Origin of the sequence: Microbispora sp. H10836 (assembly GCF_012999525.1) — a bacterium.
GTDB lineage: Bacteria > Actinomycetota > Actinomycetes > Streptosporangiales > Streptosporangiaceae > Microbispora.
The window spans coordinates 23,946-36,721 of sequence record NZ_JABBWU010000034.1; the positions used below are offsets into that span (position 1 = coordinate 23,946).

At 70.9% G+C, this 12,776-nt stretch carries 11 protein-coding genes; 2 read left to right on the forward strand and 9 right to left on the reverse strand.

Going from position 1 to position 12,776, the window contains the following annotated elements; genetic code table 11:
- Nucleotides 1-99: 99 nt before the first annotated feature.
- The 6 genes from HHX30_RS38135 to HHX30_RS38160 all read right to left on the reverse strand — a co-directional run bounded on the left by HHX30_RS38135 (nt 100) and on the right by HHX30_RS38160 (nt 6,965).
- Nucleotides 100-1,080, reverse strand: a complete 981-nt coding sequence (locus HHX30_RS38135; protein WP_169988813.1) for a hypothetical protein — start codon at nt 1,078-1,080, stop codon at nt 100-102.
- Nucleotides 1,081-1,159: 79 nt separating this feature from the next.
- Nucleotides 1,160-2,068 carry a class F sortase gene (locus HHX30_RS38140; protein ID WP_169988814.1) on the reverse strand — a complete coding sequence of 303 codons (909 nt, stop codon included), beginning with the start codon at nt 2,066-2,068 and terminating at the stop codon, nt 1,160-1,162.
- A 9-nt stretch (nt 2,069-2,077) separates the two neighbouring features.
- Complete coding sequence (locus tag HHX30_RS38145; protein ID WP_169988815.1) at nt 2,078-3,001, reverse strand: hypothetical protein; 924 nt, start codon at nt 2,999-3,001, stop codon at nt 2,078-2,080.
- Between the two features lie 155 nt (nt 3,002-3,156).
- Nucleotides 3,157-4,386 (reverse strand): hypothetical protein, encoded by a 1,230-nt coding sequence (locus HHX30_RS38150; protein ID WP_169988816.1) that lies wholly within the window; start codon nt 4,384-4,386, stop codon nt 3,157-3,159.
- A 243-nt stretch (nt 4,387-4,629) separates the two neighbouring features.
- A complete protein-coding gene (locus tag HHX30_RS38155) occupies nt 4,630-5,520 on the reverse strand; it encodes a class F sortase (RefSeq protein ID WP_169988817.1) in 891 nt (296 codons plus the stop codon).
- 11 nt (nt 5,521-5,531) lie between these two features.
- Nucleotides 5,532-6,965: a hypothetical protein gene (locus tag HHX30_RS38160; protein ID WP_169988818.1), complete on the reverse strand. Its 1,434-nt coding sequence runs from the start codon at nt 6,963-6,965 to the stop codon at nt 5,532-5,534.
- 237 nt (nt 6,966-7,202) lie between these two features.
- Here HHX30_RS38160 and HHX30_RS38165 point away from each other — a divergent pair, with 237 nt between their 5' ends.
- Nucleotides 7,203-8,348: an acyl-CoA dehydrogenase family protein gene (locus HHX30_RS38165; protein ID WP_169988819.1), complete on the forward strand. Its 1,146-nt coding sequence runs from the start codon at nt 7,203-7,205 to the stop codon at nt 8,346-8,348.
- Nucleotides 8,349-8,355: 7 nt separating this feature from the next.
- Here the strand turns inward: HHX30_RS38165 and HHX30_RS38170 are convergent, their stop codons facing one another.
- Both HHX30_RS38170 and HHX30_RS38175 read right to left on the reverse strand, forming a co-directional pair.
- Nucleotides 8,356-8,517 carry a hypothetical protein gene (locus tag HHX30_RS38170; protein WP_169988820.1) on the reverse strand — a complete coding sequence of 54 codons (162 nt, stop codon included), beginning with the start codon at nt 8,515-8,517 and terminating at the stop codon, nt 8,356-8,358.
- A gap of 68 nt (nt 8,518-8,585) precedes the next feature.
- On the reverse strand, nt 8,586-9,362 hold the full coding sequence (locus HHX30_RS38175; RefSeq protein WP_169988821.1) for an alpha/beta fold hydrolase: 777 nt from the start codon (nt 9,360-9,362) through the stop codon (nt 8,586-8,588).
- A gap of 154 nt (nt 9,363-9,516) precedes the next feature.
- Between HHX30_RS38175 and HHX30_RS38180 the strand changes: the two genes are divergently transcribed.
- Entirely contained in the window at nt 9,517-10,407 is an 891-nt protein-coding gene (locus HHX30_RS38180) for a hypothetical protein (RefSeq protein ID WP_169988822.1), read from the forward strand.
- Between the two features lie 37 nt (nt 10,408-10,444).
- Here HHX30_RS38180 and HHX30_RS38185 read toward each other — a convergent pair whose 3' ends face one another.
- Nucleotides 10,445-12,670 carry a SpoIIE family protein phosphatase gene (locus HHX30_RS38185; protein WP_169988823.1) on the reverse strand — a complete coding sequence of 742 codons (2,226 nt, stop codon included), beginning with the start codon at nt 12,668-12,670 and terminating at the stop codon, nt 10,445-10,447.
- Nucleotides 12,671-12,776 lie beyond the last annotated feature (106 nt).

A 12,776-nucleotide genomic window follows, 5' to 3' on the forward strand; every position in this document is an offset into this window, starting at 1 on the left:
AACCGAGCATTGTTCGGTTAGTGAGAGGTTACATCAGAACTTTCGTCGGGGCGGGCGACGGTACGGGCGCGGCTTATGGGCAGGGCTGATAGGCAGGGCTCAGGCGTATCGTCCGGGTAGCACGTCGGCGGGCTCGCCGAGCTGGAATCCCCGGCTGTCGGCCGCGATCCCCCGGAGCCCGTTCGCGAGCGTCACCGCGACGGCCGCCCGCCCGACCAGATCCGCCCGCGCCTCGTCCTCACGCGTCGTTCCCCCGTCCACGGCACCCTCGGCGTGGGCGTCCTCAGCGTGGGCGTCCTCAGCGTGGGCGTCCTCAGCGTGGGCGTCCTCGGCGTGGGTGTCCTCGGCGTGGGTGTCCGCATCGCCCGCCGTCTCCGCCGCCGACTCCACGCTTCCGGCGTCCTCGGCCTTCGTCTCCCCCGTACGGTCGACCGGCGAGACCCGTGCGACGGCGATCTCCGTCAGGTACGGCCAGCGAGTGCGGGCGACGGGCGGGATACGGTGCCCCTGCTCGACGGTGAGGACGAGCGCGTCGCCCACGTAGACGTCGGCCACCCTGCCGCCGCGGACGGGGACGTGGACGACGCCGTCGACGAGTTCCCCCTCGGGCCACCGCTCGGCGTCCACGGCCTCGACGAGGCCCAGCAGCCCGCCCAGAACCGGCAGGATCTCCTCGGGCTCCGGCACGGCCGGCAGGAAGACCAGCGGGTCTCCGCCGTCCTCCGCGGGATCGAGTGGCTCGCCCTGGCAGAGCGACCAGCCGCCCAGGCGGTACGCGATGCCCTCGGCCAGGCTCTTGTCGAAGAAGTCGACGGGCAACGGGCCCTCTGCGGCGACCCGGCAGGCCCAGAGCGTGTCCTCGTCGGGCACGCCGAGCTTGGCGAGGATGTCTCCGGTCAGCTCGATGGGCGGCTGTATGCGCGATCCGCCCGCGATGATGTCGTCGCCGTCGGTCGTCGCCTCGGGATCGGCGAGTTGCGCGACGGCCAACAGTGTCTTCTGGTCCGGCCGAGCGGGCAGCAGCGCCGTGGGTCCCGTGCGCAGCCGGCCGGGGAGCAGGACTTTCGAGAACCAGCCCACAGGCCCTCCTCATGATCGGTCGAAGAGACCATAGCCCCGACGGCGCCGATTCACGAGTCTTCCGGCGAGGTGCCCCGGCTCAGGACCTCGACTTCGCCAGACGCGTACCGGTCATCGTGGCGTAGACGATGACATTGTCGACATAGTGACCGGTCGACCGGTTGTAGCTGCCGCCGCAGGTGATCAGTCTGAGCTCGGCGTTGTCGGCGTGGCCGTACACCCGGTCGGTGGGGAACGTCTGCTTGTTCGCCTGCTCGATGCCGCCCACGGTGAAGATGGCCACGGTTCCGTCGAGGCGGTACACCTCGATCTTGTCGCCGTACTCCAGCTCGTGCAGGCGGGTGAAGACGGCGCTGCGCGTGTTGGTGTCCTTGTGGCCGAGCATGACGGCCGGGCCCGCCTCACCCGCCGTCGGGCCGCCGCGATACCAGCCGACCAGGTTCGGGTTGCTGATCGGGGGCGTCTGGATCGCGCCGGCGCGATCCAGACCGAGCGACTTGATCGGCGCGTTCACGCCGAGCTTGGGGATGACCAGGCGCTTGGGCGTGGACGGCTGCATCGCCGGAACCGCCGGGATGTCCGGAACCGGCGGCGGCGCGTCGGCGACCGCCTGCGTCAGCGGTTGCCCGCCGCCCGGCCCCACAGAGGGGGCGAGCCCGTTCTGCGGGGCCGCGAGCTTCAGCGTCTGACGGGACGGCGCGGCGTAATCGTCGGGATTGTTCACCATGATCACGACACCCACGATCACGACGACCAGGCCCACGACGGCCGCCGTGATCAGCAACCGCCGGATGGCCTGCGCACCGTCGCCTGGAGGCTTCTCCTCCGGCGGCGGGGGCGCCGGCTGCGCGGGCTGCATCTGGGGCAGCATGACCGGCTGGAAGACCGGCTGGCCGTAAACCGGCTGCGGGTAGCCCTGCCCGCCCGGCCCGGGAGGCATGCCGTACGGCTGGCCCGGCGGGTACTGTCCAGGAGGCGGGGTGGTCATGGGCTCGTCCTAGTGCCGCACCGGTCGGCGCCGGGTCCTGAGCACGAGTCCGCCGGCCGCCGCCGCCAGCATCAGCGCGGTGCCGGTGAGGACGAAGAGACGGGCGTCGGGGCCCGCGTCGCCGCCGCCGCCGGTGGCCGCGCCGCCCCCGGGCGTGTTCTCGACCTGGACGGACTTCGTCGTCTTGGTCTTGGACGGCGTGGGCGACGCGAAGACCGTCTCGTACACCGTCCGGGTGCCGCGCGGCGAGGGCGAGGCGCTCGCGGAGGGGCTGGCGCTGGGGCTCGCACTGGCGCTCGCGCTGGGGGACGCCGAGGGGCTCGTCACCGCGATGGTCGCCGCCGCGGGCATCGTGTTGGCGCCCGTCGTCGCGATGACGCAGTTGTAGAGCGTGGTGGGCGTCGTCGTGGTCGTGCCCGTCCCGGCGGGCGCGATCATATTGATCTTGAAGTCCTTCGCGGTCAGCACGACGGAGGTGGCCCCGGCCGACGGCGTGACGGTCAGCGTGGCCGTCGGAAGCGGCGGCATGGTCGCCGCGGCCGCGACGGCCGAGGTCAAGGCCGCGCCCGTGGGCGAGGGCGTGGACACGCCCGCGTTCATGCCGGCCGGCAGCGCCGACGCCGAGACGGTCGGCTGCAGCTGGATCGACGCGCCGCTCGCGATCTCCACCGGCACGGGGAACGCCGAACCGGTGAGCGGCTGGATGTTCAGGGTCGCGGTGTACTGGGTGCCCGTTCCCGTCGAGGTGAGCGACACGGTGAAGTCGTGTGTGACAGGCGTGCCGCCGGTGGTCGACGGAGTGCAGGTGTACGTCACGGTCTTCGTGTCGGCTCGCGCGCCGAGCGCGGTCAGGCCCAGGAGAAGGCCCGCGCTGACCACTCCGGCCGCGGCGGCCCTCCCGGCGACACGGCCGCGCGCCTTTGACTTCAGCACTGACTTCTCTCCACTTCGATGCTCGCAGTCAACAGGCGTACCAGCATGCCATCATACGGTCACGGTCAGGTAGAGATCTTACGGACAAAAACCCCAAGACGCCTCCAATTGCCTCTCCATTCTCCCGTTCGGACCATGTCCGCGTCAGGCGGACGCTAATGCCTGCCGTACGAACCGGGGTTCGGGCCGAAGCGTCGCAGCAGCAGCCCTCCGGCCGCGGCGGCGGCCACCAGCGCCACACCGGTGAGCACCACGAGCCGGGCGTCGGGGCCCGCGTCGCCGCCCCCGCCGGTCTGCGCGCCGCCCAGCGGCGTCGTCCTGACCTGCTTCGTCGTCGTACGGGAGACAGTCGCGGTGACGGTGGCCGTCGCAGTGGTGGTCGTCCTGGCCGTCGCCGTGGTGGTGGCCGTCGCAGTTGTGGTCGCAGTGGTGGTCGCCGTGGCGGCGGCCGGGGACGTCGTCGTCCGGTCGGGAGTGGGCGAGGCGTTCGTGCCGTCGTCGGAGGGCGTCGTGCCCGGCTGATCGGATGAAGAGGCGGAGACCACGAACGCGAGCGACGCGCGGGTCGCGGGGTCCGGCAGCGTGCACGTGTAGAGCGCCTCACCGGCGCCGGTGGTGCTCCCCGCCGGCAGCAACCTCAGCGTGAAGTCGCCGGCCGCGACTCCCACCGTGCCCTCCGCCGTCGGGGTCAGCGTGACGAGCAGTTCAGGGATCGGCGACAGCGTGGCCGACGGCGCGAGGGACGTCTGCACGGCCGTGGACGCCGACGGGCTCAGCGTGATGGCCGAGGGGGACGGCGTCGCACTCGGAGACGGCGTCGCACTCGGAGACGGCGTCGCACTCGGAGACGGCGTCACGGAGGTGTCGGCCGCCGCCTGGAACTGCGCGTCGCCGCCGGACTCCGCGCCCCCGGGAGAAGGCGAGGGAGAAGGAGTAGGTGAGGCGGAGGGCGAGATGGAGGGCGACGGCGTGGCCGAAGGGGAGGGGCTGGGGGTCGGTGATTCGCCGGAAGCGCCGGACTCGCTCACCACGGGAGCGCCGGTCGCCTCCATCAGGCCTTCGGCGACCACGACGTCATTGGCCGCGATGCCCGTCGCGGGCGCCACCAGCGCGCTCTGTCCGTCCGACGGCGAGGCGGGAGCGATCCGCCAGGTCACGACCGCCGTGCTGTTCACCACCGGGTCGGCCGGCGCGACCAGGGCCACGCTCACGGGGTAGGTCGCGGGGGCGCCGCCCACGGGAGTGCAGGAATACAGCACGGTCGTGGGTTCGCTCGCCGCGAGCGCCGGCCAGGTCATCAGGGCCAGCGCGGCCGCCGCTCCCGCCGCCGATCGGGCCGCGATGCGACGCCGGCCACTCCTGCGCCGGGCACTGGGGTCGGGCACGACGTCTCTCCTGCCACCACAGTCGCGTACACGTGGCCAACAGTGTCCCAGTAGTTGACCATCGACATAACCGGCAGCTGCTTTATGTCAGGAAATTCTCAGGGAATGTTCATCGCCCTCCCACGGTAGGCGGGCCGTGAACCCGGCCCGGGGCGACCGTACGGCGCACGCCGCACGGTCTGCCCGGACGCGAGGCGCGGGAGGGGCGAAGAGGTGGCCGGCGTGAGCCGACCACCTCGCGGATCACTTGCCCTTGGTCTCCGTCAGCGTCGCGTAGACGATGATGTTGTCCGTGTAGTGGTGCTGCTTGGCGTTGTAGACCCCGCCGCAGGTGATCAGCCGCAGCGAGGACGAGATCGTGTTGCCGTAGACCCGCTTGGTCGGGAACGTCGACTTGCTGACCTGCTCGATCCCGTCCACCGTGAAGATCGCCATCTTGCCGTCCGCACGCATGACGGCGATCTTGTTGCCGCGCTTGAGCTCGCGCAGGCGGCTGAAGACGGCGGCGCCCTTGCGGGTGTTCACGTGCCCGAGGATGATCGCCGGGCCCTGGTCGCCGGGGGCCGGCCCGAGGCGGTACCAGCCGGTGAGGTTCGGCTTGCTCAGCGGAGGCGTCTGGATGACGCCGGACTTGTCCACGCCCACCGAGCCGACGGTGGCCTTCACGCCGATCGCCGGGATGCTGATCTTGAGCGGCCTGCCGGTGACCTTCTTGGTCGTCGTCGTCTTCGTGGCGGTCGACGACGAGGACGACAGCGGCGTCGAGGACGACGACGCCGCGCTCGTGAAGGTCAGCGGGGCGATCGGCTTGATCGCGGGAAGCGGCGGCGGCGCGGCCGGGTCCGCCGCCGTCAGCGGCACGCCCGGCCCGCCCGGGCCCACGGTCGGCGGCAGCAAGGCCACACTGCCCGCGTCCTGGACGTGCACCTGCCCCGGGATTGGCCCGCTCTCCTGCGGATCCGAGGGGCTGAGCGCGACGAGCACGCCGGCCATCACGGCCGCGATGCCGCCGAACGACCCGGCCACGAGCAGGGTCGCGAGGACCGGCTGGGGCAGCGGCTTACGCGTCTTCTTGGCGTCGCCCGCCGTCCCGTCCGGGACGGGAGCGGAACCGCCGTCGGGTGTCCCGTTCATCGTCATCCTCCTCAGCTCCGCTCGCCCGCGTGTGCCGCCCTGCGCCGGAGCATCGCCACGCCGCTGAGCATGCCGATCACCAGCAGCGCACCGCCCGAGCCGATCAGCAGCACTCCCGAGGCGGCCATCCGCTCCGGAGCCTCACCGGTCTGCGCGCCGCCCTGCGGCGTGACCGCCACCTGGGCCACGGTCGGCGTCGCGGTCAGCGTCACCGTCCTCGTCGCCGTCGGCGACGGGCTGCCCTGCGGGAGCACCGCCACGACGTAGTTCTGCGTCGCCGACAGGTTCGGGCTCCTGCTCGCCGAGGGCGACGGAGACGGAGACTGACCGCCCGGCGTCGCCGAAGCCGACGGGCTGCCCGAGGCGCTCGGCGAACCACTCGGCGACGCGCTTCCCGAAGGGCTGGCCGAGGTGTCCGGAGACGTGTCGGGAGACGCGTCGGGCGAACTGTCCGGCGACGGGCTGCTGCCCGTCCCGCCACCGATCGTCACCTGGACGGCGACCGGTGCGCTGATGAGCGTGCACTCGGCGCGGTACTGCGGCGGCGGACCGGGCAGCTCACCGGTGATCACGCGGAACGCGTCGAGCAGCGTCCGCTTGTCCTCGACGTTCTTGATGGTGATCGTGTGCTGCTTGTACTCGAGTCCGGTGAAGCTCCACAGCGTCTGGCCGCCGACGTTCGAGTCGTTCACCAGCGTGCCGTCGTCGTTCTTGGAGGGATCCACCCGCGGCGGGGTCGAGAGCTGGTTGTCGACCCAGATCTCCACCGGTCCGCCGCGCCGGTCCTTCTGCGCGACGTACTCGATGCCGGTGCCGGTGAAGGTGAGCTCCGCCCACGCGCCGGCCTTGTTCGTCTGGTGGAAGTCCAGGTGGTAGTCGTTGTCTCCGCTCGGCCGGTCGTTGACGTCCACCCAGTCGCCGGCGCTGTAGTTGATCTTCGGCTCGACCTGGTCGTCATTGACCATGACCTCGGAGGCGGGCGGCCGGAAGTCCACGTAGAGCTTGCCCGGCTTCACCGTGACCGTGCCGGCCCTCGTGGTGTACGCGAAGTCCGAGATGGTGGACGGCAGGTTGAGGGGAGTCCCCTTCTTCATCGGCCCGGCCTGGTCGACGTTCCCCACCGGCTGGAGCTGTCCCTGCCAGCCGTCGCTGAGGTTGACCTCACCGGTCACATAGATCCGGCCGCCGTTGGGCAGCAGGGTGGGCGCTCCGAAGCGCGTCGCGTCCCTGTAGGCCAGATTCCATGCGACGTTGAGGGGATCACCGACTTTCAGCGTCGTGGGAACGGTGAGGTTCGTCCGGAGGTAGACGGTCCCGGAGCCCGACGAGGCGATCCCCTGAGTGCAGGCGTAGTCGACGACGAGGTCGGCGGTATTGGCCTGTGCCGTTACCGATGGCACGACGATCGCCGCCGTACCTGCCAGGCCGAGGGCCAGGGCAGCCATGGTCCTAGGGAGACCAACTCTCCACCGTTTCACCGCATACTCCGATCACAGGTCCGTCCGTGCGGGCCTATAGCAAACCGAAGGTAGATCTTAGAGGGTACGGAAGTGGTCAAAGGGGCAGTTATCGCGATGGTTTCGGAGTTGTGACCAGCCGTACAAGAAGGCGCCGATGACCCGAGGAGCACCAGAATCGTATTCTGGTGCCGCCAACAGACCCTGAGCCGGAAGGCGTACCCGATGCGGCGAGACCTCTTCGACGAGGAGCACGACCTCTTCCGCGAGACCGTCCGTGAGTTCATGGCCCGCGAGGTCGTCCCCCACCACGCGCAGTGGGAGAAGGACGGCATCGTCCCCCGCGAGGTGTGGAAGAAGGCGGGCGAGCTGGGCATGTTCGGCTTCTCCGTCCCCGAGGAGTACGGCGGCTCGGGGATCACCGACTTCCGCTACAACGTCGTGATCGTCGAGGAGGTCATCCGTGTCGGCGCCAGCGGCCTCGGATTCGGCCTGCACAACGACATCATGGCGCCGTACATGGTCGACCTGACCGACGACGAGCAGAAGCAGCGCTGGCTGCCCGGCTTCGCGTCCGGCGAGCTGATCACGGCCATCGGCATGACCGAGCCGGGAGCCGGCAGCGACCTGCAGGGCATCCGCACCACCGCCGTCCGCGAGGGCGACCACTACGTGGTGAACGGGCAGAAGACCTTCATCACCAACGGCATCAACTCCGACCTCGTCGTGGTCGTGACCAAGACCGACCCCTCGGCGGGGGCGCGCGGCACCTCGCTGCTGGTGGTGGAGCGCGGCATGGAGGGCTTCACCCGCGGCCGGAACCTGGAGAAGGTCGGCATGCACGCGCAGGACACCGCCGAGCTGTTCTTCGAGAACGTCCGGGTGCCGGTGGCCAACCTCCTGGGCGGCGAGGAGGGCCAGGGCTTCTTCCAGCTCATGAACAACCTGCCGCAGGAGCGGCTGTCGATCGCGGTGGCGGCCGTGGCCGCCGCGGAGACGGTGCTGGAGCAGACGATCGAGTACTGCCGCAACCGCACGGCCTTCGGCCGGAGCATCGGCAAGTTCCAGAACACTCGGTTCCTGCTGGCCGAACTGGCCACCGAGGTGGAGATCGCCCGCCACTACGTGGACAAGTGCGTGCGCGCGCTCAACGCCAGGGAGCTGACGGCGGTGGACGCGGCCAAGGCCAAGTGGTGGACGACGGAGCTGCAGAACAAGGTCGTCGACCGGTGCGTCCAGCTCCACGGCGGCTACGGCTACATGCTGGAGTATCCGGTCGCCAAGGCCTGGCTCGACAGCCGCGTGCAGACGATCTACGGCGGCACCACCGAGATCATGAAGGAGATCATCGGGCGGTCCTTCGGCTTCTGACCCCGCCTCAGCCGCGCTGCTGCCCCCAGATCAGCAGCATGGCCACCACGAACACGACCATCACGCCCCCGTAGGCCACCGGGCTCAGCCGGAAGAACCGGCGCACCTTGTTCAGCAGCCACGCGAACAGGAGCGCCAGGAAGACCAGAAGGATGAGTCCGGTGTCCACACTGATCAGTATGCGTGGGTTTCCCCGCGGCCGCGTGCCGGTCAGCACAAGCGGCACCGGAAGACGACTCAGGGGGGATCGCCGCAGCGTTCGAGGATCACCCGGGCGACCAGTTCCGGGTCGTCGCTCATCGGCAGGTGGCCACAGCCCCGCAGCAGCAGCGCCCGCTGCCCCGCCCACCGCGCCGCCCGCACGGCCTGGCGGCGCGGCAGCAGCCGGTCGCGCTCGCCCCAGGCGATCGTGACCGGCACCTTGGGCGGCGCGGGTGGCGCGACCCACGCCAGCGAGTCCAGCGTCTCCTCGAATCCCGCGCAGTCGCGCAGTGCCTCGGCCGCCGCACGCACGGCCGCACCCGACAGCCGCCAGGGACGGGCCACGAGCAGGCCCATGGCCAGCGCCTTGCCCTCGTCCGTGCCGGCCACGAGCGCGGGCAGCCCGTCCGCCCGGACCGCCAGCCGCAGCAGGCGCAGCACCGCCCGCGCGTACGCGTACTCGGGCCGGGACCAGAACCCGGCGGGAGACAGCGCGACGGCCGTGCGGACGTCGGCGCTGGACGCCAGGTCGAGCGCGATGTAGCCGCCCAGCGAGTTGCCCGCGACGTGCGGCCGGCTCAGGCCGAGCCGGGTCCAGAACTCGCGCACCGCCCGCCCCAGCGTCTCCACGTTGTACGGCGTGCCGTACGGCAGCGGCGGGGAGTCGCCGAAGCCGGGCAGGTCCACCGTGATGACGTCGTGCCGCTCGGCGAGCAGGTCGAGGACCGGCAGCCAGCCGTGCCTGTGGTGGCCGATGCCGTGGAGGAGGACCAGCGGCGGCCCGCTGCCGCGGCGGTCGTGGGCGAGCTCCATACCGACGAGTCAAGCACCACGCACGGCCGGAAAGAAGCGCCGGAGCCCACGACGCGCATCCGCTGTCCCGTCCGGGCGGACCCGGTGCGTGGTCGTCGTCTCGGACTGCAATCATGTTCCGGCACAACGATCACAGGCGGGACGCACAGACACGATGACCATCACCAAGCCGGAGGAAGACACCGGCCACGCCGACCTGCCGGAGCCGGACGGGAAAGCCGGCGTCGTCGATCTGCTGGAACGCAGCGGATCGGTCGTGGTGCCGATCGCCATCGCCCTCTACGCGCTGCTCTATCTCGGCATCCAGCAGGTCTACGGCATCTTCGACATCAGCCCGGAGCAGGCGGGCATCGACCAGGCCACGATGTTCGGCCGCCTGGTGGGGACGCTGGTCCTGCTCATCATCGGCGGCGCACTGCTCGCGGGTGTCGTCGTGGCGGCCCTCTGGCTGCTCGACAAGGCCACCCTCGGCCGTCTGTTCCGCCTGGCCCAGGCCGTACGCGTGCGCCCGTGGGCCGCCGCGACCGCCGGCGCGCTGTGGTGCGGGGCGAGTTACTGGGGCTTCCTCGGCTACCTCGGGCTGGGCGAGGGCGCGTCGCTGGCCGGCATCGTGATCACCTCGGTGGTGATCGGCGCCCTGGCCTTCCTCGTGCCGTTCCGGCTGCTGCGGCGGCGTCCGGCCGGCCGCGCGGGCATGAAGATCGTCGTCGCCGCGTTCACCGGCATCGGGCTGGGCTTCGCGCTGATGGGGCAGATGGAGAGCGACGCGCTCGCCGTCGCCGAGAAGGGCAGGCCCGCCAGCCTGCTCCTGTCCATGGTGGGCTTCCAGGACCAGTGGGTGGTGCTCAACGACCGCGAAAGCGGCAAGGTGCTGCGCGGCGGTGTGCAGGTGCTGCTGCTCGGCGAACGCGAGGGCGCGTACGCGTTGTACGACTGCGCGCACCAGGAGACCTTCCGCATCTCCATGGAGGCGACCGTGCTGCGGCAGGTGACGCTCGAACCCGAACGCCCGGCCGGATACAGCTGCATGAAGCAGAAGAACTGACCGTGACGCGCCCCCCGCGCCGGGGGCGCGTCACGACCTAACGACCGCCGATGGGGATCTCGAACCAGACGGCCTTGCCCTCGCGGGTCGGGCGGGAGCCCCAGCGTCGTGCCAGCTGGTCGACGAGGTAGAGGCCGCGGCCGCCCTCGTCGTTCTCCCCCGCGCTGCGGATGCGAGGCAGGCGGAGGTCCTGGTCGAAGACCTCGACCCAGACCGACTCCGCGCCCCTGCGCAGCCGCAGGGTGAACTCCTTGTCGCCCGCGATCTCCTCTTCGAAGCCCGGCACGTCCCACGACTCGTCGAACGGCAGCGGCGGCCCGTCGAGCACCAGCTCGCGGCGCGGCACGCTGGCGCTTGCGGCGTGCAGGACCACGTTGGTCACGACCTCGGAGACGAGCAGGCAGGCCAGCTCCGCGCGTTCCTCGGGCACCTGCCATACGGCGAAGGCCTCGGACGCCATGCGCCGCGCCTCGCTCACCATGATCGGCTGGGCCGGGAACGTCCGCTCCTGGGACTGCAGCTCCGTGCCGGCCGCGCGGACGACGAGGATGGCCATGTCGTCGTCGATCTCGCCGGGGACGGCCACCGTGGCCAGGTCGGCGATGCGCTCGACGGACTCCCCCGACGCCTTGGCCAGCTTCTCGCACAGGATGCCCAGTGCCTCGTCGTCGTCGGGCGCACTCGAGGCGGAGTCGCGCGGCGGCCTGCGGTCGACCAGGCCGTCGGTGTAGAGGAGCAGGGTCGCGCCGGGGGGCAGGACCTTCGTCTCCTCCTTGTAGACCAGGTCGGCGTGCACGCCCTTGGCCCGCACCCCAAGGGGCTGGCCGACCTCGTTGATCTCCAGGTCCTCGACCTCGCCGTCCACCATCAGCAGCGGCGGCGCGTGCCCGGCGTTGGCGAACGACAGCTGCCTCGACCACGCGTCGTACACCATGTATTGGCAGGTGACGATCGGCGGGTTGGTGATGTCGGCGCCGAAGTCGTCGTGCTCCGGCGCGGCCACCACCCGGGTCCACTCGTCCAGTCGGGCGAGGATGTCGGCCGGCGGCTTGTCGTCCTGTGCGAAGGCCCGCAACGCGGCCCTGAGCTGGCCCATGACGGCCGCCGCCTTGGCCCCCCGGCCCTCGACGTCGCCGATCACGATGCCGACGCGACCGGCCGACAGCGGGATCACGTCGTACCAGTCGCCGCCCACCTGGGTCTGGATGCCCTGGCCGTGCGAGGCGAGCGGGGCGGCCGGGTAGTAGCGGACGGCGATCTCCAGGCCGTCCAGCGTGGGCAACTGGCGCGGGAGCAGGTGCTTCTGGAACGACTCCGCGGTGTGCCGCTCCTCTTCGAACAGCAGCGCGTTGTCGACGGCGAGCGCGACGCGGGTGGCGATGGCGCCGACGAAGTCGCGGTCGAAGGTGTCGTAGTGGGGCGAGCGCCGGTTCGTGAGGTTCGACATGCCGAGGTACATCAGGCCGAGCGTCTCGCCGCGCACGCACAGCGGGGCGACGATGGCCGAGGTCATCCCGATCTCACCGCACAGCCGGGCCGCGCCCTCGCTCGTCGCCGGGTAGCTGACCTGGGAGAAGTCCTCGACCAGGATCGTCTCCTGGCGGCGCAGCGCGCTCTCGGCGTAGTGCCCCAGCGGGTACCTGATCTCCGCGCCCACCGGCCGCCAGGTGTCCGGCGGCGGCGTCCAGCCGTTCACGTGGGTGGAGACCTTGCGCACCAGGCGGTCGCCCTCGACCAGTTCGATGAAGCAGTGGTCGGCGAACTGCGGGACGAGCATCTCGGCGACCCGGTCGAGCGTCTCCTCGACGTACAGGGAGCCGGCGAGCCGCTCGCCGATCCGCTCCAGCAGGCCGAAGCGGTCCTTCTCACGCTCGTTGCTGCGCATCGCCTCGCGCGCGGTGATCACGATGCCGCTCACCGAGCCGGAGGGGTGCCGCAGCGGCACCGCCTGCGCGCGCACGTAGATCATCGTGCCGTCGCCGCGGGCCACGTCGAACGTGCCCTCCCACACGTTGCCGCGCAGCACGTGCTTGGCCAGTTCGGCCGCGAGCGGGTGGTCCTTCTCCGTGATCCCGAGGGTGAGCAACGACTCCTTGCCCGGAGACGCGCCCACGCGGCCGAACAGCTGCTCGGCGAAGGGATTCCAGTACAGGACGTTGCTGAAGCGGTCGGTCACGACCACGGCCATCTCCGCGTGGTCGAGAACGGATCCGGCGGAAAGGTGGTCGTCGGCGTCCTGTGACAGATCTCCCCATCGCCTCATGCCACGACCGTCCCTTGACGAGGTGGGTTCGCTATGCCGGGCACGGGCGCTCCTGCGAAGGCTGGGTCGCGAGAAATGAAAGGACTCCCTAGGGGATTCAACCAGG